The organism is Pseudoalteromonas sp. NC201 (assembly GCF_002850255.1).
Classification (GTDB): domain Bacteria; phylum Pseudomonadota; class Gammaproteobacteria; order Enterobacterales; family Alteromonadaceae; genus Pseudoalteromonas.
Map to the genome: position 1 here is coordinate 1,686,561 of NZ_CP022522.1, position 23,764 is coordinate 1,710,324.

At 44.0% G+C, this 23,764-nt stretch carries 15 protein-coding genes; 13 read left to right on the forward strand and 2 right to left on the reverse strand.

Features of this window, described 5'->3' with window-relative positions:
* Window positions 1-83: 83 nt before the first annotated feature.
* From PNC201_RS06990 to PNC201_RS07015, 6 genes are all read left to right on the forward strand, one after another.
* The gene (locus PNC201_RS06990) at window positions 84-1,145 is read left to right on the forward strand and encodes a DUF2066 domain-containing protein (protein ID WP_102056595.1); all 1,062 of its coding nucleotides are present in this window, start codon (window positions 84-86) and stop codon (window positions 1,143-1,145) included.
* A 1-nt stretch (window position 1,146) separates the two neighbouring features.
* Entirely contained in the window at window positions 1,147-1,851 is a 705-nt protein-coding gene (gene hda, locus PNC201_RS06995; protein ID WP_010604037.1) for a DnaA inactivator Hda, read from the forward strand.
* 83 nt (window positions 1,852-1,934) lie between these two features.
* On the forward strand, window positions 1,935-2,915 hold the full coding sequence (gene pheS / locus PNC201_RS07000; protein WP_010604038.1) for a phenylalanine--tRNA ligase subunit alpha: 981 nt from the start codon (window positions 1,935-1,937) through the stop codon (window positions 2,913-2,915).
* 13 nt (window positions 2,916-2,928) lie between these two features.
* Window positions 2,929-5,316, forward strand: coding sequence for a phenylalanine--tRNA ligase subunit beta (pheT, locus tag PNC201_RS07005; protein ID WP_102056596.1), 2,388 nt, complete (start codon window positions 2,929-2,931; stop codon window positions 5,314-5,316).
* 2 nt (window positions 5,317-5,318) lie between these two features.
* The gene (ihfA, locus tag PNC201_RS07010) at window positions 5,319-5,618 is read left to right on the forward strand and encodes an integration host factor subunit alpha (protein WP_010377997.1); all 300 of its coding nucleotides are present in this window, start codon (window positions 5,319-5,321) and stop codon (window positions 5,616-5,618) included.
* A gap of 110 nt (window positions 5,619-5,728) precedes the next feature.
* The gene (locus tag PNC201_RS07015; protein WP_010604040.1) at window positions 5,729-7,339 is read left to right on the forward strand and encodes an EAL domain-containing protein; all 1,611 of its coding nucleotides are present in this window, start codon (window positions 5,729-5,731) and stop codon (window positions 7,337-7,339) included.
* A gap of 40 nt (window positions 7,340-7,379) precedes the next feature.
* Here PNC201_RS07015 and PNC201_RS07020 read toward each other — a convergent pair whose 3' ends face one another.
* The gene (locus PNC201_RS07020; protein WP_102056597.1) at window positions 7,380-8,999 is read right to left on the reverse strand and encodes an alpha-glucosidase family protein; all 1,620 of its coding nucleotides are present in this window, start codon (window positions 8,997-8,999) and stop codon (window positions 7,380-7,382) included.
* Window positions 9,000-9,634: 635 nt separating this feature from the next.
* On the opposite strand from PNC201_RS07020, the gene PNC201_RS07025 reads away from it, so the two are divergent.
* The 5 genes from PNC201_RS07025 to PNC201_RS07045 all read left to right on the forward strand — a co-directional run bounded on the left by PNC201_RS07025 (window position 9,635) and on the right by PNC201_RS07045 (window position 20,070).
* The gene (locus PNC201_RS07025) at window positions 9,635-12,493 is read left to right on the forward strand and encodes a TonB-dependent receptor (protein WP_010604042.1); all 2,859 of its coding nucleotides are present in this window, start codon (window positions 9,635-9,637) and stop codon (window positions 12,491-12,493) included.
* Between the two features lie 158 nt (window positions 12,494-12,651).
* On the forward strand, window positions 12,652-14,166 hold the full coding sequence (locus PNC201_RS07030) for a tryptophan halogenase family protein (protein ID WP_102056598.1): 1,515 nt from the start codon (window positions 12,652-12,654) through the stop codon (window positions 14,164-14,166).
* 119 nt (window positions 14,167-14,285) lie between these two features.
* Window positions 14,286-16,160, forward strand: coding sequence for an alpha-amylase family glycosyl hydrolase (locus PNC201_RS07035; protein ID WP_102056599.1), 1,875 nt, complete (start codon window positions 14,286-14,288; stop codon window positions 16,158-16,160).
* Window positions 16,161-16,163: 3 nt separating this feature from the next.
* Window positions 16,164-17,663, forward strand: coding sequence for an MFS transporter (locus PNC201_RS07040; protein ID WP_102056600.1), 1,500 nt, complete (start codon window positions 16,164-16,166; stop codon window positions 17,661-17,663).
* 10 nt (window positions 17,664-17,673) lie between these two features.
* A complete protein-coding gene (locus PNC201_RS07045) occupies window positions 17,674-20,070 on the forward strand; it encodes a glycoside hydrolase family 15 protein (protein ID WP_102056601.1) in 2,397 nt (798 codons plus the stop codon).
* Between the two features lie 60 nt (window positions 20,071-20,130).
* On the opposite strand, the gene PNC201_RS07050 is transcribed toward PNC201_RS07045, so the two are convergent.
* On the reverse strand, window positions 20,131-21,150 hold the full coding sequence (locus PNC201_RS07050; RefSeq protein ID WP_039495539.1) for a LacI family DNA-binding transcriptional regulator: 1,020 nt from the start codon (window positions 21,148-21,150) through the stop codon (window positions 20,131-20,133).
* Between the two features lie 317 nt (window positions 21,151-21,467).
* On the opposite strand from PNC201_RS07050, the gene glk reads away from it, so the two are divergent.
* Together glk and PNC201_RS07060 are read left to right on the forward strand one after the other, a co-directional pair.
* On the forward strand, window positions 21,468-22,469 hold the full coding sequence (gene glk / locus PNC201_RS07055) for a glucokinase (protein WP_102056602.1): 1,002 nt from the start codon (window positions 21,468-21,470) through the stop codon (window positions 22,467-22,469).
* Window positions 22,470-22,479: 10 nt separating this feature from the next.
* Window positions 22,480-23,499, forward strand: coding sequence for a LacI family DNA-binding transcriptional regulator (locus PNC201_RS07060; protein ID WP_010604049.1), 1,020 nt, complete (start codon window positions 22,480-22,482; stop codon window positions 23,497-23,499).
* Window positions 23,500-23,764 lie beyond the last annotated feature (265 nt).

The window sequence follows — 23,764 nt, forward strand, 5'->3', positions numbered from 1 at the left end:
TTATAAAATTTCATGATATTGTTCGTTGTCCTTTGCTTTAAGCAGATGATTGATTTAGGATCAGGCTTTATAGTCAGAAAAACATGGACATTATGATCATCAGGCTGATCCTTATTGCACTGTTTTGTTTTGCTATGACGGCAAAAGCAGTAGAAGTTCAAAATTTATATGAAGCCTCGCTGAGTGTTAGCGACAAATCTCGCGCAACGCGAGCGCAAGCGAGCCAACAGGCATTATTAAAAGTGTTGCAAAAGCTCACAGGTAAAGCCGATGATTTTTCTCACCCTTCTATCCAAGCGAGCCTTAAGCGCATCTCAGATTACATGCTGAGATATGAATATTATGATCGACAAGGCGTAACCAAAATAAAGGTGGAGTTTGAGCCTGGTAAGGTCGAAGATCTAGTCAGAGAAGCTGGCTTACCGCTTTGGGGCAACCGCCGTCCTATGGTCGCGATTTGGATGGTGATCGAAGATAACTTCCGCCGAGAGTTTGTTACGCAAGAAAGCTACCCTCAACTCGAACGCTTGATTTATGACACTGCGGACGAGTGGGGCGTGCCGGTCGTTGTTCCTCTGATGGATCTTGAAGATCGCAGTAATGTGAGTATCGCAGAGGTGTGGGGAAACTTTTCTAACGAAGTAGAAGATGCGTCATTGCGTTATGAGGCGGAGCGCGTTATCACCGCCCGTTTGTTTCAGCCGCCCCATACAAATTCTTGGCAGCTAGACTGGCGCTACACTGACGCTGAATATTTTGAGCCTGAGCAATATGTCGGTGACAAACAGCAAGTTATTATTGATATGGTGAATCAGCTATCTAGCACTTTAGCTCAGAAATATGTTATTGACCCTAATCTCACTTTTGAAGCCCATCGAACTGAAATTGTGGTTGAGCAATTACAGTCATTTAGGGATGTAGAAATGGCGAAGCGTCGTTTGCTATCTATGAGTACTGTAGTGGATGTCGATGTGATCTACCGTGCGAAAACAGCAGTGAAGTTTGCGATTGAACATACCTCAAGCGTATCAGACTTGCGTAAAACGATCGCATTGGAGCAAAGCTTTAAGGCGTACGAAGACCCAAGAGCCTATTATCAAATCGCAGACGAAAACAACCTTAAATACAATTGGGTGGATAAATAGGATGGAATCGCCACGTCAAATGGCGTTGCCAGTGACGCTGCCTGATGACGAAACCTTTGCCTCTTATTTTGGCGGTGAAGCGTCATTGGAAGTAAGCCACTTAAAAAATGGCCTTGCCCGTCGTTTAATCGGTTTTCAGTACACTTACTTGTGTGGGTTGGCAGATTCTGGCAAGTCGCACTTGCTTTATGCCACGTGCATTGAAGCGCAAGAACTTGGACTCTCGACTATTTTATTGTCAATGCGAGAAGTGTTGGATTTTGGCCCGTTAGTGTTAGATGGGCTCGATGCACTGGATGTAGTTTGTATAGACGATGTGCATTTGGTTGCAGGAGATGAAGCGTGGGAAAAAGCCTTATTTAACTTTTTCAATCGTTTTAATGAAAAAGGCAAATGCCTAGTGGTCACTGCCGATCTGTTACCCAACATGTTGAATTTGTCACTACCAGACTTAGAATCGCGCCTAACCTGGGGGACGACTTTTCAGATCCGCTCGATGAGTGACGATGATAAAGCCGAAGCTCTAGTAAAAAGAGCGCATATGCGAGGCCTTGAGCTCTCTGATGAATGTGCACGATTTTTGCTCACGAGATTGAGTCGTGATATGCGCGCTTTACTTGATGTATTGGATAAACTCGATCACGCATCCATGGCTGCGCAAAGAAAGTTAACAATTCCTTTTATAAAAGCCACTTTAAAGCTGTAACAGGGCTAGAATATCGCCTTGCAATTCAGTTATCATAAGAGATTAAATAACAGCAAATTACCTCAGCAAAGATCAGGTAGACAATGAATTTAGAAAATATTTTAGCGCAAGCGCTTGAAGCCGTTGAGCAGGCAAGCGAAATTGCGCACCTTGAGGAAGTTAGAGTTAACTACCTTGGTAAAAAAGGTGAGATCACAGGTCTTCTTAAAACGCTAGGCAAACTAGCACCAGAAGAGCGTAAAGACGCAGGTCAGGTGATTAACCAAGCGAAGACCCAAGTACAAGATGCGATTACGGTAAAACGTGAAGCGTTAGCCAATGCAGCACTTGAGCAGAAGCTAGCAGCTGAGACGATTGATGTGACGTTGCCGGGTCGTACAATGCCAGCCGGTGGCCTTCACCCAGTTACTCGCACCATTGAGCGTATTGAGCAGTTTTTTGGTGAGCTAGGATTTGCTGTTAAATCTGGCCCAGAGGTTGAAGATGACTTTCATAACTTTGACGCGCTAAATATTCCAGAGCACCACCCAGCGCGTGCCGATCATGATACTTTCTATTTCAATCCTAAATTGGTACTACGTACACAAACCAGTGGCGTTCAGATCCGTACTATGGAAGCTGAGCAGCCGCCTTTGCGAATTATCTCGCCAGGTCGTGTATACCGTAACGATTACGATCAAACACATACGCCAATGTTCCACCAAGTTGAAGGCTTGATGGTCGACACTAACGTGAGCTTTACAGAACTTAAAGGAATTTTGCACGATTTCCTACGCAACTTCTTTGAAGAAGATATGGAAATTCGCTTCCGTCCTTCATACTTCCCGTTTACAGAACCTTCAGCTGAGGTGGACGTAAAAGGTAAAAATGGTAAATGGCTTGAAGTACTAGGCTGCGGCATGGTGCACCCGAACGTACTGCGCTCGGTAGGCATTGACCCTGAAAAATACACTGGTTTCGCCTTTGGTATGGGGGTTGAGCGTTTGACGATGTTACGTTATGGCGTAACTGACTTAAGAGCTTTCTTCGAAAACGACTTAAAATTCCTAAACCAATTCAGATAAGAGCGACAAAAGTATGAAATTCAGTGAAAAGTGGTTACGCGAGTGGGTCAATCCAGCAATTGATACTGATGCGCTATCTGAGCAATTATCAATGGCGGGTTTAGAAGTTGATGGTGTAGACCCAGTTGCCGGTGACTTCCAAGGTGTGGTTATCGGTGAAGTGGTTGAATGTGGTCAACACCCAGATGCTGACAAACTTAGAGTAACAAAAGTAAATGTAGGCGAAGACGAACTACTAGATATTGTCTGTGGTGCCGCTAACTGCCGTGCCGGTTTAAAAGTGGCGGTTGCTAAAGTGGGCGCAACGCTTCCAGGCGATTTCAAAATTAAGAAAGCTAAACTTCGCGGTCAACCGTCTCATGGTATGCTGTGTGCGTTTGAAGAGCTTGGCATGGCGGAAAGTTCAGACGGTATTTTAGAACTCCCTATGGATGCGCCAATCGGTCAAGATATTCGTGAATACTTCGGCTTGAACGATGTAACTATTGATGTCGATTTAACGGCTAACCGTAGCGATTGTTTAGGGATCAAAGGTCTTGCTCGTGAAGTTGGGGTACTAAACAGCATCGACGTAACAGAAGTTGATATCACGCCAGTTACGCCAACGATTGATGATAAAATCTCTATTGAATTGGTAAACAGTGAAGCATGTCCACGCTACTTAGGTCGTGTGATCAAGGGTGTTAATGTTAAAGCAGAAACCCCGTTTTGGATGGTAGAGAAACTACGCCGCTGCGGTGTACGCTCAATTGACCCAGTAGTTGATGTTACGAACTACGTATTACTTGAGCTAGGTCACCCTATGCACGCGTTCGATTTAAGCCAAATCGAAGGTGGAATTAAAGTACGTAATGCCTTTGAGAATGAAGAGCTAGTATTGTTAGACGGCAACACGGCGAAGCTTAATCCATCAACACTTCTGATTGCTGATGATAATAAAGCACTTGCGATGGCAGGTATCTTCGGTGGTGAACAGTCAGGTGTTAGTGACGAGACAAAAGACATCTTGTTAGAAAGCGCGTTCTTTGCACCGCTTGCGATTGCAGGTCAGGCACGTAGCTACGGTTTGCATACCGATGCATCGCACCGTTATGAGCGTGGTGTAGACCCGGTACTGCAGCGTGATGCGATGGAAAGAGCAACAGGCTTGCTACTTGAAATCGTTGGCGGTGAAGCCGGACCGATTGTTGAAGCTGTGTCAGAAGCGGATTTACCAAAAGAGCGTCAAGTGACTTTACGCCGTGAGCGTTTAGACCGCGTGATCGGTTATCATATCGAAGATGCTAAAGTATCAGACATCTTGGCGCGTCTGGGCTTAGCAGTAACATTTGCAGGCGGCCAGTGGCAAGCTCAAGTACCAAGCTATCGCTTCGACATTAGTATCGAAGAAGACTTAATTGAAGAAGTTGCGCGCGTATTCGGTTACAACAATATTCCAAATGTGGCACCAACTGCTGCGTTAAAGATGACAGATCATCAAGAAGCACGTTTGCCTGTAGCGCGCTTTAGAGATGAGTTAGTAAGCCGTGGTTATCAAGAAGCCATCACATATAGCTTCGTTGATCCAAAAGCACAACAGCAGCTACACCCAGAAGCAGATGCATTAATTCTTCCGCACCCAATTTCGGTTGAAATGTCTGCAATGCGTGTAAGCCTGATGACAGGCTTGATCAATGCGGTTTCTTATAATCAAAATCGTCAACAATCGCGTATTCGCTTATTCGAAACGGGCCTTAAGTTCATCAAAGACGACAACGCGGAAAACGGCGTACGTCAAACCGCTGTGATCGGTGGTATCGCGTATGGTAATACGCATAACGAACATTGGTCAGTGCCTTCACGTAAAGTGGATTTCTTTGATGTGAAAGGCGATGTAGAAGCATTACTAGCGCTTTGTAACGATAAAGCACGCTTTAGCTTTAAAGCGGAAGTGAGCGATGGTTTGCACCCTGGTCAATCTGCTGCAATTTATGCAGACGGTAAAAAGGTTGGTTTCATCGGTGCAGTACACCCTCAGTTATTAAAGCCGTTAGAGCTTAAAGATACGCCATATGTATTTGAAATCGACATGGCTGCTTTAGAAAATCGCCTGCTTCCAGAAGCGGTTAGTATCTCGAAATTCCCATCAAATAGAAGAGATATTGCTATTTTAGTTGCAGATGACGTAAAAATAGGCGATATTTTAGAGTGCATTGAGAAAGTTGGCGGAAATCAATTAGTTGACCTAAACTTATTCGATGTGTACAAAGGGCAAGGGGTTGAACCTGATCATAAGAGTTTAGCCATTGCTCTAACATTACAAGCGGTTGATAGAACGCTCGAAGAGAAAGACATCAACGCGGTTGTAGAAAACGTGGTGGCCGAACTGGCCAAACAATTCAATGCATCGTTGAGGGACTAGATATGGCGCTTACTAAAGCCGACATAGCTGAACACCTATTTGAAAAACTGGGGATCAATAAGAAAGATGCCAAAGACTTAGTTGAAGCGTTTTTTGAAGAAATCCGCTCAGCGCTAGAAAACGGCGAGCAAGTAAAGCTCTCTGGGTTTGGTAACTTTGACCTTCGCGACAAGAAGGAACGCCCAGGTAGGAACCCAAAAACTGGGGAAGATATTCCTATCTCTGCGCGACGCGTGGTAACTTTTAGGCCTGGCCAAAAGTTAAAAACTCGTGTTGAGGTCGGCACAAGCAAAAACTTGTAATATAAGAAAGCCTTGGTGGTGATACCAAGGCTTTTTTTATATTGAAATAGTTTTGTCACATATTCAAGCTACACTCTGCGCCTGTTTGCGTTCCGTGGAGTGAGGAGCTTATGCGAGGAGCACACTCCTTAAGCAAGTTGTTTAAGAATATCTTTATTGCTTGGTTGTCTTGCACCTTTGTATTTTCAATTGTGGCCGCCTTCACTTATGTGCATCAGAAAGAGACCGCTAAATCCAATCTTGTCACCGTAGCGAGTCGAATCGTATCTGACATCAACAAAGAGTTTGTCGTTGTAGACGATACCTTAAAACATGCTATCCATCTTTCTCCAAATTGCGACCCTGAGGGTCTACACTACATGCGTAGATTGGTTTTTGAAAACCCAGGCATGAGCGAGATAGGGATCGTAGATAGTAAAGGGAAATTGGTCTGCAATTCTTTTGGGCAACTCACTCCACCTGTGAATACCAGCGCCCCAATAAAAAAGCCCGGGCTTAGATACTATGGCCCAATCATTACCGACTATTTAGAACTTCCTGCTTTTGTTTTAGCGCGCACGAGAGACGATGGTTATGAGGTAAATGTGTTGATGCCGGATCATTGGCTAAAGAGTATGCTTGATATCTCAGCTCATCATAATACCGATTTTGCTGCTTTGGTCGACAATAGCACGGGTGTGCCGGTTTTTTTAAATGGTAAATACGCTTTGCCAATCCGCCAAAAACTATTTCCAGTGGCTAATAGCCGCGCAGTAGAGGGGCTCTTTGATGATGCAAAGGTAAAGTTTGCGTATGTTGCAGCTATTCCAAGTTTGCCGCAGATGAGCTTAATTATTGCAAAAAATGATGAGCAACTAGTGAGTCTAGGGTGGTTGTGGCTAGTACTTTGGAGTGTGTTGTATTGTGCCTCTTGGGTTGGCCTCACGTTGTTATTAATCAGTTATGACAAGCGCCAGCTAAGCAGTAAAACACAAATATTAAGAGCATTGGCAAATGATGAGTTATTTAATGTGTATCAACCTCTCGTTAATGCACAGATACCATCGATAGTGGGCGTGGAAGTACTCATTCGTTGGCGTCACCCACTTGAAGGAGTGCTCGGCCCCGCTTACTTTGTGCCTGAAGCTGAGCGTGATGGTACTATTTTAGATATCTCGATAGCACAAGTCGAAAACGCTGTGCGTGATTTGACGGACATCTTAGTCGCTCAGCCAGACTTTAAGGTGTCTTTTAACGTTAATGGTTTACTTTTGGGCTCTAAACGCTATATCGATGCCTTACTTGCTGCAAAAAACCAAATATCTTCATTAACTATTGAATTAACTGAACGTGATGTGCTGACGCAGGCTCAAACGAAAACGGTACTAACCGAGCTCAAACGTGCTGGAATAGAAATCGCGATTGATGATTTTGGTACGGGGTATAGTGGTTTACAGTACTTGCAAAGTTTTCCGATCGACCTGTTGAAAATAGATCAGAGCTTTGTAGCATCAATTGGCCTAGATACTTTGCAATCCCCGGTTTTATCGGCAGTGATTGATATGGCGGAAAAGCTGGATAAGAAACTGATTGCTGAAGGGGTAGAGACTCAAGCTCAAGCTAGTTATCTCAAAAGTAGAGGGGTGAATATTCATCAAGGTTGGCTTTATTTCAAAGCACTAGAGCTGCCGCAACTACAGCGTGAGATAGATAAAGTGTTAGATAACAAAAGAGCGGCTTAACCGCTCTTATTTAACCAAAGCTCAGAAAAAGACCTAACTATTATAAAACCTCAGCGAAGTAGCAACCAAATGCATCAAGTATTAGTGCATTTGCGCTCGCCGTGCCGCTTAGGTGCTTCAGGTCGCACTGCGTTAATGCAACTTCAGGAAGTCTCACGCTTTGTTGAGTAGCTGCTAAGTTGAATGCGCACAGCAATGTTTGGGTTTGGGTTCTACGGTAAAAAGCTAATACTGGCTCTGGTGTGTCAATAAACTCAATGTCACCTGTTTTTAGTGCAGGTTGCGCATTTCGCCACTGTAAAAATGCTTGATAGTAGCTGAGCGTTGAATTGCTATCTACTGCTTGTTTGTCTACAGCTCGTAGGGCATGCGCTTCAGAAACTGGTAACCAAGGCTTAGACTCTGAGAAGCCAGCATTAGTTTTTGCCTGTGTCCACGGGATCGGCGTTCTACAGCCATCACGGCCTTTAAAGTTTGGCCAAAAGGTAATGCCATATGGGTCCTGCAGCTCTTCGAAGGCAACGGCGGCTTCGCCAAGCCCTAGTTCTTCGCCTTGGTACATACAGACGCTACCACGCAATGAACCGAGAAGGGCTGTGAGCATTTTGACCTGTGCATCGTTTACCTTGCCATCTATACTCCAGCGACTTGCTACCCGTTCTACATCGTGATTTGCAAACGCCCAACATGGCCAACCTTCGGTCATGACTGACTCTAGGCGAGAAACCGTTTCTCTGATGTACTTTGCACTATAGTCGTTAGTAAGGAGCTCAAAGCTATAACCCATATGAAGTTTATTACCATCGGCTGTGTACTCTGCCATTGTTTGCAAAGAGTCTTCTGAACTGATCTCACCTAAGCTAACGGTACCTGGATATCTATTTAATAAGGCACGGATCTCTTCCATAAACGCTAAGTTTTCTGGTTGCGTATTATTATAATAATGGTATTGGAAAGCGTAAGGGTTGTCTTCGCTAAAGCCACGACCTTGACGAAGTTCAATGGGTTTAGCTGGATTATCCCTAAGCTGCTTATCGTGAAAACAGAAGTTGATGGCATCTAGTCTAAAGCCATCAACGCCTTTTTTAAGCCAAAATTCGACGTTATCTAGTACGGCTTTACGTACTTCAGGGTGATGAAAGTTGAGATCCGGCTGCTCAGTTAGAAAGTTGTGCAGGTAATATTGGCAACGTCTAGGCTCCCACTGCCAGGCAACACCACCAAAAATGGATAGCCAATTGTTTGGTGGACTGCCGTCTGGATTGGCATCGGCCCATACATACCAATCTGCTTTATCATTTGTGTTGTCTTTACGACTTTCGACAAACCACGGATGTTGATTTGAGGTATGACTAAGTACCTGATCAATAATGATCTTAATATCACGTTTATGTGCTTCACTAATAAGCGTATCAAAATCGTCGAGTGTACCAAACATAGGATCGATATCGCGATAGTCGCTAATATCATAGCCAAAGTCTTTCATTGGCGATTTAAAAAATGGTGAAATCCATACTGCATCAACACCAAGCGATTTAATGTAGTCTAGTCGCTGAATAATACCCTGTAAGTCGCCAATACCGTCTGCATTACTGTCTTGAAAGCTACGCGGATATATTTGATAGATAACCGCGCCTTTCCACCATTCATTATTTGCCATGCACTTTCTCCAGGCTATGTGCGTGTTTATTCTGTGGCAGTGCTGAGTATCAAGTAAATACTATGCTGGGCACTTTCACCACTAATTTTGCCAAAGAATACGTCATGCTCGGTGGGGTGTAAAAAACCTGCATACGTATGCAGGTTTTGTGAGGTTAATTTATGATAACTCATTCACATAATTTTATTTTATAAAATAAATTTACCAATATTGACCTTTAAAAGGGAATAACCAGACAAATAAAGCTTTGTAAGAGTGAATTTTTGGTAAGACCAATTTAACTTAAGTATAGCTATAGATTACATGTTGAGGATATTTTGGTGTTCAGTCGACAATAATAGCCCGTGAAAGTTAAGATTTAGTGAAATTAAAGCTGGTAAATAAATGTGGTCGGCCTTTTGACCTTACCCAATAAAACTATTTATATATCATTGAGTTGAGTTTTATTCCTGTAAAAAACCTGTAAATTTCGTTGAAATGCACTAGCTTTGAATACGTATGCATAAAGTTGTTTACAAATTTAATCAGCCGCTAGTATTTGACTGACAACAACTGTGCTCGTTTGTTTTTTCATCAGTTTGCACGCCAGATGAACAAATCGCACAATATAATATGGTTAATTGGGATAAAACATTATGTCTAAGTTCAAACCGAGTATGCTAACGCTTGCGCTGATTGCTGCAGGTGTGAGCCATGCTGCTCCTGTTGAAGATAACACTGCTAATAATGAAGAAAAAAACGTTGAGGTGATCGAAGTTCGAGGTATCTCGCGCAGTATCATCGCCTCAATCGATAAAAAAAGATTTAGCGACACCATTGCAGAAGTAGTTGATGCTGGAGACTTAGCTTCCTTACCTGACGTGTCAATCGCTGACTCGTTGAGCCGTCTACCTGGGATCACCGCGGTAAGAGCAAGTGGGCAATCTTCGCAACTTAATATTCGCGGGATGAACGGCGACTTTATTCAAACCACATTAAACGGACGTGAGCAGGCGAGTACCAGTGGATATACTGCAGGTAGTCGCTGGATTTCATTCGACCAATATCCGTCAGAATTAATTAATCAAGCCGCAGTGTATAAATCACCAAAAGCGTCGCTGATTGAAGGCGGTGTTGCGGCTACGGTTGAACTTAAAACGGCAAACCCTCTCGATGCTGAAAAAGAACATAATTTTAATTCTTCGGTAAGATATTCCTACAATGATGCTGCATCAGATGTGGGCGCGGATTCAACAGGCGAACGTATTAGTTTTTCATACCGAGGTAAATTCCTAAATGAGACACTTGGTTTTGCTATTGGTGGGGCGTATCTAAACCAACCAAATAACGCAATTGATATCTCAGCGCATGCTCCTACACGCTCTCAAGATTTTGATGGTGATGGTACAGAAGAGCGTTCGGTCAATGGCTTTCAATATCGTTCAGCCAAAGGCAGCGATGAAAGACTTGGCCTGTTAAGCACTTTGGTGTATCAGCCAACAGACGCATTCAAAGTCCAATTTGATTATTTCCATTCTAAGTTTGAATCGGAAGATAAAAAGAGCGGCTTAAATATTGAAGGATTCTCAAAAGATATTAACTCGTTGTATTCGGTTGATAATGCAGTTGTTAAAGACGGTTTTCTAGTTGCTGGGGATGTGACTATTACTGATCCCAATGGCCCATGGGTTGAGATGCGCTCTGAAGACCAATCAACGGATTCAACCACCGACAGCTTTGGCTTAAACTTGCAATACACGACAGATTCGTGGGAATTAAAGTTCGACTGGGCTCATAGTGAAGGGGAAAAAACGCGTAGAGATATGATTGCTTCAATGCATGCATATGAATACGGTACTTCTACACTGGAAGATGGAACGTTAGTTAACACTTGGCAAGAATTAAGAAATCAAACCTTTTCTTTCGAACAAAGAGAGAAAGACTCACCACTGTTAACACTTGGCAATGGGTATACCGACCTATCTAATATGCGACTGGGTGATTGGGAACAATTTCCTCACAAGTACACAGACGAGTTAGATAGCGTTAAGGTTGATTTTAAGTATTTTATTGAGAACAGCTTTATTTCTTCGATTGAAGTTGGTGCGCGTTGGTCTGACCGTGAATTTACGGATCAACGCTCGACATTTAGATGGGGCGCACGCGAAGGCCAAAATGGTTACCAGTTACCGGATGGCACCATCGTCACGAACAAAGGCTGTGAATTTAATGATCAGAACCACCCGTGTATTCCTCACGATTTGACGGGATATGTTTCGGTTAGAGATACTCGAGGTTTCCAATACTTGGAACTAGACCTTGAAGGTATCGCTAACGAAGTATTTGGTCCGGGCAATTATGAGGCACAGCAAACTTGGGGTCACAATTGGACGCTCATTGAAAGTGGCGCTGTTCGAGAAGAAGTATTAGCCGGTTATATTATGGCAAATATAGATACCGAAATTGCCGACATACCAGTGACGGGTAATTTTGGCGTTCGAGTAGTAAAAACTGATACGAAATCAATAGGCATTCAACAGATCCAAGGCGATGAAGTTGGTGACTCAATCATCGATGATAATGGCGTTGAAAGAACCGATTATCGCCATGTTAATTACGGCCCTGAGTATACGGACACATTGCCTTCACTAAACCTCAATTTCAGAGTGAGTGACACGGACCAAATTAGGTTTGCAGCTGCAGAAGTTATTGGCCGTCCACCTGTCTACCAGCTTAGAGGTGGTGCAGGGTCTTGGGCTGACACCGCAAATGATGGTACTAGTCCTCGTTATAATGTGTGGTCAAAAGGTAACCCAAATTTAGACCCGTTTAGAGCGACTCAAATTGATTTATCTTATGAGCGTTACTTTGAAGATGGTGGTGCTTTTGTTGCCGCGATATTCTGGAAAGATATTGAATCTTTGATTGAAAGTATTACTTATCAAGAAGGTGAGGTTGACTGGGCTGATATTGGCCTAGAGGTACCAGATGGGTTTGTTGCAGGTCAATACCAAACGACTCAGAACAATGATCAAGGTGGATACATAAGAGGTATTGAGCTGGCTTATACCACGATGTTTGATAATTTACCGGGTGTCTTTTCGGGCTTAGGTTTTAACGCTAACTATTCATATACCGAGAGCGAAACAACGGTAGATGGCGGTGGTAACTTCCCTGATCAGCAACTGCCACTCCCTGGTCTATCAAAAAATGTATGGAGTGCTACGGTATTTTGGAACATAGATTCGTTCACAACGCACCTGAATATCCGTTACCGTGATGAGTATGTATATGAAGGGGCTTCACCAGGAGGCTCTTCTCTAGCTTGGGCTGATGAATATACTGTTGTTGATTGGCAGGCATCGTACAACTTTGAGAATGGTTTGGAAGCCGTCTTACAGGTTAATAACCTAACTGATGAGCCAAATACTACTAATTATGGTACTGCACTTGCCACTGGTGAGTACAAAGAGTTTGGTCGCCAGTATTATTTAGGGTTCAACTATAGCTTCTAATTATTAGCAAGCATTCATGGCCACCAAAGTAACACCTGCTTTGGTGGCTTTTTTATAGTCGCTCACTGTGTAATGAGTGGTTATCATCAATTATCTAAATTGATATGTTTGTTTCACTTTCAATACGTGGTTTTTAATAGGTTTAAGGTGCGAAGGCGATGAAAAATCAGAAAATAGTGATTTTAGGTGGTGGAACTGCAGGTTGGATGGCCGCGAATATGATGGCAAAAAGCTGGGCAGATAAAGCGATAGAAATCACTGTGGTTGAATCTTCTAGCATCGGGACTATTGGTGTTGGTGAAGGGTCTACTCCGCAGTTCAAAGGATTTATGGACTATTTAGGTATCTCGGAAGCCGAGTGGATGCCGGCTTGTAATGCGACCTATAAAAATGGCATTCGGTTTATAGATTGGTCGACAAAACCTGGGTTTTCTAGCTATTTTCACCCATTTCCTGCACAACCTGACGACTACAGTGCACCGGCTTTTTTTCATAACAGCTTTGTTCGGCGTAAGGCGATTGACGTAGAGGGCCACCCAGACCACTTTTTTTTAGCAACTCACTTGGCTGATTTAAATAAATCCCCAATTGCTGCAGAAAGCTTCCCATTCGAAATTAATTATGGTTATCACTTTGACTCAGCTTTGCTTGGCCAGTTGTTGGCTCGCAAAGCGGCTGAGTTTAATGTAAAACACATTGATGCCACAATTACTGACGTTCGAAAACACGTTGATGGTGATATTGCGGCACTGATAACGTCTGATGGTACGGAAATCGCTGGTGATATTTTTATTGACTGCTCGGGCTTCAAAAGTTTACTGCTACAACACACTTTAGGCGTGGGGTTCGAGTCATTCGAGTCCAATTTATTTAACGACGCTGCGGTCGTTATACCTACCAAGCAACTTGACACTATCCGCTCCGAAACACAATCTGTTGCGCGTCAATTTGGGTGGTCTTGGCACATTCCATTAACGAATCGTATCGGTAACGGTTATGTTTATAGTCAGCGTTACTGTAATGCGGATCAAGCCGAAACCGAGCTAAGGGCGGCTTTGGGTTTGTTGGACTCAGAAGTAGAAGCTCGACATATAAAAATGAAAGTCGGGCAAGTTAAAGCACACTGGAGTAAAAACTGCATAGCGATTGGTTTATCTCAGGGCTTCATAGAGCCATTAGAAGCAACCGCTTTGCATATAGTCCAAGAAACCGTTCAAAGTTTCATTGAATGCTACCAAGATGCGGATTTTACCGATGGTAACAGAGATAAACACAACCGCGCTTTGAGCGAACGGTATCAGGCTATTCGAGACTATATCGTCGCTCATTATCGTGTGAATAGTCGTACTGACACCAACTACTGGCTTGATAATGCCAACAATAACCACTTATCGCGGTCACTCTATCAAATTTTACAGACTTGGGTTTCTGGTAACAACTTATCGGATGAATTAGTTCGCCAAAACGTTGACCAATATTACCCTTCAGTCAGCTGGCATTGTTTATTGGCAGGTTATGGTATCTACCCAGAACAAGCTCAGCTTAAGTCAGGCAATGCCCTAGCAAACCAACATAGCATCGAAAAAGTGAATGACTTCATCAGACGATGTGGATTGAATTTTAAAGATCACCGAATGGAGCTAGAAAGCTTTGCGGCAAATGTTCACAAGTAACTTGGTATTAATCGTTATAAATAAAATCTAATTAAGGGTCTCTCTGAATACATATGTGATGGGTTCAGTACGTTCGTTTACGCAAGTAGACTCTTTTAAAACAGCATTATGACAACACTATGAAAAATAAATCTCTACTATTGGCTGTGTCAGCGCTTTTGGGTGGTGCAGTGAGTTTAAGCGGCTGTGGCCCCAAGCCAGTTGATAAAAAAACCGAACAAATGACATTGCAATCGGAAGTGGCGCCAGTGAGCAAACCTGTTGTTTATCAAGTATTCACAAGGCTCTTTGGCAACACCAAAGCGGTGAACAAACCTTGGGGAACAATAGAGGAAAACGGCGTAGGCAAGTTTTCTGATTTTACTCCTACCGCATTACAACAAATTAAGGCTATGGGTGTGACCCATGTTTGGTATACCGGCGTGCTCCATCACGCAGTAGTGACGGATTATAGTAAGTATGGGATCAGCCAAGATGATCCTGATGTTGTAAAAGGCAGAGCGGGTTCACCTTATGCAATAAAAGATTACTATAACGTTAACCCTGATCTTGCGAACGATCCTTCTGCGCGACTGGCTGAATTTGAAGCCTTAATTGAACGTACACATGACGCCGGCTTGAAAGTGATCATCGATATTGTGCCAAACCATGTCGCTCGTAACTATGAGTCACTCGGTGCGCCTAAAGGAACTGTCGATTTTGGCGCGAATGACGACACGCAAGTTGCATATGCTAGGGACAATAACTTTTATTACGTGGTTGGTGAGGAATTTACAGTACCAACGAGTGAAGGCTATCAGGTGTTAGGTGGTGGATCTCATCCATTGGCGGATGGCAAATTTGCAGAAAATCCAGCAAAGTGGACCGGTAACGGTGCTCGTGCGGCAAAGCCTGATATTAATGATTGGTATGAAACCGTCAAAGTGAATTACGGGGTGAAGCCTGACGGTAGCTACGATTTCGAACGCCTGCCTGACGATTATGCTCAGCAGGATTACCGTGCACATTTTGAATTTTGGCAACACAAGCAATTGCCAGATAGTTGGTACAAATTTCAAGCCATTACGCACTTTTGGTTAGAAAAGGGCGTAGACGGTTTCCGTTACGATATGGCGGAAATGGTGCCAGTAGAGTTTTGGAGCTTCCTAAACTCTTCGATTAAAACAAAAAATCCTGAAGCTTTCTTGCTTGCAGAAGTCTATAACCCCACTTTATATCGCCCGTATATCAAGCAAGGGAAGATGGATTACCTCTACGACAAAGTGGGTTTCTACGACACGTTAAAGGTGTTAATGCAAGGCAAAGGTAGTGCCCAAGCCGTATTGGATAGTCATCTATCGGTAGCCGATATTGCCCCACATATGTTGCACTTTTTAGAAAACCATGATGAGCAGCGTATCGCAAGCCCTGAATTTGTAGGCGATCCGCTAAAAGGTAAACCCGCTATGGTGGTTAGTCACCTGATAAGCACAGCGCCATCGATGATCTATTTTGGACAAACATTAGGGGAGGATGGCTCTGAGCAGGCGGGGTTCGGCAGCCCAAGCAGAACCAGTATCTTTGACTATATTGGTGTACCCGAACATCAGAAATGGATGAATGACGGGAAGTTTGATGGCGCGCTTCTTTCAAATGAGCAGAAGGCGCTTCGTAATTACTACGTCAAATTACTCAATCTTGCAAAACAGCCGGCGATTGCGGCTGGTGAATACCAGCAAGTCACCCTGAGTGCTGAGATGCCAAGCAATGCTGAAACAGTTATGGCATTTGGCCGTAAATTAGGTCAACAAAAGTTGTTGGTCGTGAGCAACTTTAATGCGGAACAAGAACAAATAGTCACCGTAAATCTGCCTAAAGACTGGCATGGTGCTTATAACGATATTTTAGAGTCACACCCGACTTTACAATTACAACCAACGACTGATGGCGAGCACGTCAACGCAACGATTGCGCTAGCGCCGCTTGCCAGCGCGGTTTATCAAGTAGAGAAGTAAGCTATGCAACAAGAACAACAAAAACCACAACTCAGTTTTTGGCAGATATGGAATATGTGCTTTGGGTTTCTTGGGATCCAATTTGGTTTTGCACTGCAAAACGGCAATGTGAGTCGTATTTTTCAAACCCTCGGTGCCAAGGTCGATGACATCCCTATATTGTGGGTTGCAGCGCCCTTAACGGGTTTAATCGTGCAGCCAATTATCGGCTACTGGAGTGATAGAACATGGGGAAAACTTGGGCGTAGAAGACCATTTTTCTTGTGGGGGGCTATTCTCACCACGCTATCGCTTTTCATTATGCCCAATTCTCCAACGCTTTGGATTGCGGCGGGTATGCTGTGGATCATGGATGCGTCGATCAACGTCACGATGGAGCCGTTTAGAGCATTAGTAGGTGATAATCTGAATGAAAAGCAACGTGCTACAGGTTATGCGATGCAGAGCTTTTTCATTGGTGTCGGTGCCGTGGTCGCGTCTGCGCTGCCTTGGATGATGACTAATTGGTTTGAGGTGAGTAACACAGCTCCTGCAGGACAAATCCCTGACTCGGTAAAATACGCATTTTACTGGGGGGGAGCTATCTTGTTCATCTCCGTATTGTGGACGATTCTAAAAACGAAAGAATATAGCCCTGAGCAACTCGCAGCCTTTGAACAAGCGCAAACGAATACGCAGAGCGCAACTCAATCAGACTTACCTGTGAACTTTTTAAAAGGCAGTGCGGTGAGCGGTTTCATTGGCGTTATTGTACTGCTTGCCGTTGCACTTCTTGGCCTTGAAAAAGAGCTTTATTTGCTTAGCGGGCTGCTCATCGCTTTTGCAATTGTATTTGTCATTGCGCATGTGATGCAGCAAAAGCAGCGCGTAAGTAATGGTTTTTATCATGTTATTTTTGACTTATTTACGATGCCAAAGACCATGCAGCAGCTTGCTGTGGTGCAGTTTTTTAGCTGGTTTTCGCTATTTGCCATGTGGATCTACACCACCTCAGCGGTGACGAGCCATCACTATGGTACGTCAGATGTAACGAGCAAGCTTTATAACGACGGTGCTGATTGGGTCGGGGTGTTATTTGCAGCCTACAATGGTTTTGCTGCTATTGCTGCGATGGTGATCCCATTCATGGTTAAGCGCATCGGTCTCAAAGGGGCACATGCAGCTAACTTGTTTTTTGGCGCAGTGTCTTTAATTAGCTTCAAATTTATCGGTGACCCCACATTACTTTGGTTGCCAATGGTGGGCATTGGCTTTGCTTGGGCATCTATTTTGTCATTACCTTACGCGATGTTAAGTAACGCTTTGCCAAGCAACAAAATGGGTGTATTTATGGGGATCTTTAACTTTTTTATCGTGATCCCACAATTACTCGCCGCCAGTATTCTAGGTCTAATTCTGCGTCATGGTTTTGATAACCAACCGATATTCGCACTCGTCATCGGAGGCGTGTCATTTTTACTCGCTGCATTAGCTGTTTCAAGAGTCACGATAAAGGCTCAATAAGGAGAACGAGATGATTAAACTATCAACAATCGCACTTGCCTTGGTAAGTGCTGGCCTCATGGGTTGCGGATCACAGCAATCTGGCAATGAAACCCTGACGGCACCAGGTGCACCTGGCGTTAAACCTTATTGGTCATACTCTGGAAAAACGGGGATTGGTACGTCGTACGAAGCGTACCAAGACGGCAAGTACAGCGATTCTACGGCTACTAAAGCAGTTTCAAAGGTATGGTTTTCTGTTGCAAAAGGGATGATCACAGAGACCATGTTTGGACTTATTCACCAAGCGCAGATCAAAGACATGCAATTTATCATCGTGGGTGACGGCTTTGCAGTGAAAGAATCTGATACTGACGCTCTAGATGTCACGATTGACTACCTTTATAAAGATGCCAGTGGGCGCCCGTTATCGCTGGCTTACAAAATATTAAGCAAGGATAAGCAAGGCCGTTTTACTCTTGAAAAGCATATTTTTACCGACCCTGATGGACAAACCTTGTTTGTTCGAGCAAAAGTAGATACTGAATTCAAAAATGTACAGGCTGTTGTGAACGTTAATCCATACGTGAATAACAATGGCTTAAACGATTTTGCAAAAGTGACAGAGCAAGGTTTGTTAGCATGGGAAGGTAAGAACTATCTCTCATTGCAGAGCAAAACCGGCTTTGTTGAAGCATCTGTCGGTTTTACTGGCACCAGCGATAATTTAGCGGCACTTGAGACTACAGGACATATAGCTCTGGCTTATGCATCTACAGGCAAAGAGAGTGGCAACGTTAACTGGTTGGCAAACTTAGGACAAGTAAAGGGCAGCAGCACCTTTGACCTTACCTTGAGTTTTGGTCATTCTCAGCAGCAAAGCTTTGCTGAGGGGGCAGCCACATTAGCCAAAGGTTACGATAAAGTACTGGCTGATTATAATGGTCAAGGCACTGCGATGGGCTGGCAAGATTATCTCGAAAGTTTAGCGCCACTAGAGTCCATGACGGCAAATACCGCAGACAACGGCAAGTTACTTTACACCAGTGCGCTTGTGCTTAAGGCGCAAGAAGATAAAACCCATGCCGGTGCACTGATAGCATCGTTGTCGAATCCGTGGGGTGACACAGTACCAGCAGAACAAGGCCATACCGGTTATAAAGCAGTATGGGTGCGTGATTTTTATCAAGTAGCGATGGCATTTTTGGCGATGGGAGATACACAAACAGCACTCACTGCTTTTGAGTATCTAGAAAAAGTGCAAGTTACGGATAAAACACCGGGTAACCATGGTGATACCGGCTGGTTCTTACAAAAAACGCATGTAGATGGCGAGCTTGAGTGGGTTGGAGTACAGCTTGACCAAACAGCAATGCCGATTATGCTGGCATGGAAACTGTGGCAAGCGGGTGTGCTAAGCGATGATAGACTGGTTTATTGGTACAATAAGATGTTAAAGCCCGCGGCTAACTTTTTAGTTGAAGGAGGGCTGGCTAAAATATTGTGGAATGACACGCAAATCATACCGCCTGCGACGCAACAAGAGCGTTGGGAAGAGCAAAATGGCTATTCACCATCGACTACCGCGGCAATCATTGCAGGCCTTGTGACGGCGAGCGACATTGCTAAATTGGCCGGTGATAAAGCGGGACAAGAGAAATTCCTTGCGACGGCGCAGCAGTACAATCGTGATGTTGAGTCATTCATGTTCACAACCAAAGGTAATCTGCAAAGCAAACACAGTGACGGTCAATATTTTTTCCGTATTGGACAAGACGAAAACCCTAATTCCAGTACGACCTTAAATGCCAATAATGGCCGCAGCGGAATGGATAAGAAGCAAATCATCGACGGTGGCTTTTTAGAACTTGTGCGTTACGGGGTTAGAGGGGCTGATGCCCCAAGCATCGTGGCTACCATGCCTGAATATGATGATGAGTCGATAGCTGAAAACTTAAGAGTAAAATATAGCTTTAAATTTGATGGCGATGTTAATAGTTATCCGGGGTATCGCCGTTACGGTAACGACGGTTATGGTGAAGACGAGAAGCGCGGTATTAATTATGCCGAAAATGGTCAGAATACCGATGGCCAACGCGGTCGAGTGTGGCCTTTCTTTACCGGAGAGCGTGGTCACTATGATATTGCGCTGGCGCTGCTCGATGGTGAGTTAAGTGCGGATGAACAGAGCAAAATACAAAATACCTACGTGAAGGGGATGGAGCACTTTGCTAATGAAGGCATGATGTTACCTGAGCAAGTATGGGATGGTGTGGGTAAAAATACCTTTGGCTATCAACTTGGCGAAGGAACCAACTCAGCGACGCCTTTGGCTTGGACACATGCTGAATACGTAAAGTTAGTGCGCTCTCTTAATGAAAAACAAGTGTGGGATCACTACCCAATCGTAGAAAGTAAACTGAAATAACAAACAGTAAGTAAACCCATAAAAATGCCGAAGATGAGTTCGGCATTTTTATCGCTATTGCTAGCGTGAAGACTGCCTAACAATCAATTTCGGTGGCAAGAGAGTAGAGGCTACCGCTTCACCTCGGATAAGCGTAAGTAAGTTATCGACCAGCATTTGTCCTGCCAATGTGGTGTTTTGCTGCACAGTAGTTAAAGAGGGAGAAACATAACCCGCAGCGGCAATGTTATCAAAGCCAACGACATGTACATCATGAGGCACGCGAACGCCTGCTTCTTGAAGCGCCTTAATCGCGCCAATAGCAATAAGATCGCTAGCAGCGAAAAGCGCGTTAAATTTAACATTGTTGGCGATTAAGGAGCGAGTTGCATGATACCCAGAGTCTTCTGTGGAAATCGCATTTGCCATCTTACGGTCGCTCACCTCAATACCTTTTGCTTTAAGGGTGTCTCTAAAGCCTTTAAAACGTGCAAAAAACTCTGGGCTGTGATCCGAAGCATCGCCAATAAATGCACAATCTGTTCTGACCATGTCGATTAAATGCTTTGCAGCTAATACACCACCACCGTAATTATCGCAGCTCACCGTTAAGTCTGGACGGTTATCAACCGTTGCCCCCCAACAAACAAACTTTGTGTGGTTGTCGAGTAGAGTTTGTAACTTTGACTGGTAATCGATGTAATCACCATAGCCTAGTAAAATTAACCCGTCAGCACGGTGACTATCCTCGTAATCGGCATGCCAATCACTGCTCGTCGATTGGAACGATACTAAAAGGTCATAGCCTTCTTTTGCACACGCTCGGGTAATACTGCCAAGCATACTCAAAAAGAAAGGATTAATTTGCGACTCGTCTTCTGTGGGATCTTCAAATAGCAGCAAAGCCAATGTACTGCTTTGCTGCGTGCGCAGATTACTCGCGTTTTTATCGACCTTATAGTTAAGCTTTTTAGCAATCTCATGAACGCGACGACGAGTTTCTTCGTTAACCAAAGGGCTATTTCTTAGGGCACGCGACACCGTAGATTGCGAAACGCCAGCATAATGGGCGATATCAAATGAAGTTGCTTTACCTTTCATGTTCTTCTCAACGCTTAAGACAGTGACATTGTCAGCCATTCAATTTTTTTTTCAACCAATTTCACCGAATTTGCAAATTTTTATTGATACAGTCTGACACCGGTGTCATAATGTCGATGTTTTATCATTTTGTTGTCAAAACGTATTTGGCTGCCCTATGCCAAGGGCAGCATTTTTTACCAAATTAACAGAATAACAGGTAAGAACAAAAGCCAAGGCGTGCAAATTTTGGCGAGTTGAGACAATAAATTGCAGGACGTGTGCTGGCAGCCCTGATGTTAGCCCAAGCATAATCGCAGTGATAAAGAGATAATAATATGAGCCAGACAACAAGCCATTCATCCGTGCCGTTTGAGCCGATTGTCGTTGCCGACATCGGGGGAACAAACGCCAGATTTGCAATCGTGTCAGATTTTGATACACGAACTAACCATTTTGTAATTACGCATCAAGCCACTTTTCCTAGTGCTGAATTCCAGTCTTTTGAATCCGCTATCCAAAAATATTTAACTGAGCTACCTGTAGCGCAGCCAAGCCGAGCCTGTCTCGCGGTTGCCGGTCCTATCAAATCTCAGCAAGTTCATTTAACTAATTTAGGTTGGCATTTTAATTCCGAAGACATCAAAGCCCAGTTCGATTTTACCGAACTTGCCGTGATCAACGACTTTGCCGCTTTTGCCTATGCGGCGCCCTACTTAGCACTAGAGAAAAACCTAGTGATTAAGCAAGGCCAGCCTGAGCTAGGTGCAAATATCGGTGTAATGGGTCCTGGCACTGGATTTGGTGCGGCTTGTCTTGCTAGAGATATTAATGGCAGCGCGGTGATGAGCTGTGAAGCGGGACATATCTCACTTGCACCGGTTACCGCCTTAGATAAAGAGCTGTTAACGGTACTGCGCGCGAGTATTCAACATGTCTCAGTCGAGACGGTGTTTTCGGGCCCAGGTATTGCGAGACTCTACAAAGCCATGGCAGAAGTGCGTGGTGAGCGAGCTAAAGATCTTAATGCGGCGCAGATCAGTGCACTTGCGAAAGAGTGCAAAGTGTGCGATGCGACATTGAGTCATTTCTGTGACTGGATGGGGAGTGTGGCCGGCGATTTAGCGCTGACTTTTGGTGCCTTAGGTGGTGTTTATATAGGTGGTGGGATCTTGCCGCGGATGAAAGCGCGATTACAAGCAAGTAGCTTTGTTGAACGCTTTACCGAAAAAGGCATGATGTCACAGTACACGAGCCAAATTCCAGTTACTTTGGTGGTACAAGATAATATCCCACTGATTGGCGCAGCAGCATGTATTCATGAGCGACGCCGGGCTTAAGGGAAAATCGATGAAAAAAGTAACTATTAATAGCGTCGCCGAATATGCCGGAGTGTCTAAAAAGACAGTATCTCGGGTATTAAATAACGAGCCAAATGTTAGTCCAGCAACGCGGGAAAAAGTCCTGAAGGTCTTTGAAGAGCTGAATTATAAGCCTAATCCTATTGCACGCGGTTTGGCACAAAATCGTAGCTTTATCATCGGTTGTTTATACGACAACCCATCAAAAAGCTATATCACGCGAGTGCAAAGTGGTGCGCTGGAAGCGTGTCAGAAGCATAGTTACAATTTATTGATACACCCTTGTGAGCTGCGCGGCCAAGACCTTATCGACAATGTTGATCAGCTGCTTACCACATCGAGGCTTGATGGTATTGTGCTTACTCCGCCGTTTTCAGACTCCAACGAGCTTATTGCTTTTTTAAAGCAGCGTAATATTCCCTATGCACGCGTTGCTTCAGCCATTGAAGGCGATGATTCGATTTCAATTCGCAGTAACGACGAGCAGGGCGCTTTTGAGTTAACTGAGCATCTGATCAATTTAGGTCATATCGAAATTGCCTTTATTAAAGGTCACCCTGATCACAGTGCCACGGAAAATCGTTTCTCTGGTTACCAAAAAGCACTAGCGAAGCATGGTATTGAATATCGAGAGCGGTTAGTTGCAGAAGGTAACTTTAGTTATCACTCAGGTGCAGACAGTGCAAAAGCCATATTGGACTTAGAGCCAAGGCCAACGGCTGTATTTGCATCAAACGACTATATGGCTGCGGCCGTGTTAAAACTTGCTACGCAGCGAGAAATCAAAGTGCCCGAGCAGTTATCTATTGCTGGGTTTGATAACGCACCTATCGCAAGGCATATTTGGCCGGGTCTGACGACGATAGCACAACCTGTGGAAGAAATGACTCGGATAGCGGTAGAAGAGCTGATTAAGCATATATCTCAGCCGCAAGAAGCACCGTTTCAGCAAGTTTTAGAAGCTAAACTCATCACTCGAGAGTCGACGAAAGCGCGCTCGAATTCATAACTTTTTCAATTTTTATACTTGCCCCAAAGCCCAACGCTTAGCCGTTGGGCTTTTTATTTTCGCAGCTACTAGGGAAAATGTTGCGGACTAAATAAATGCGCAGATTTATGTCACGATAATCAGGCTCGCTGACCCATAGATTAAAGGTCATGTTGCCAAGTTAAGGCTCATTGATAACTTCGCTATCAAATAATGATTTCGCTCAATCATTAATATTATTCTTTTTGTCATAATAATTACTAATAAAATCAGCTAGGTAATGATT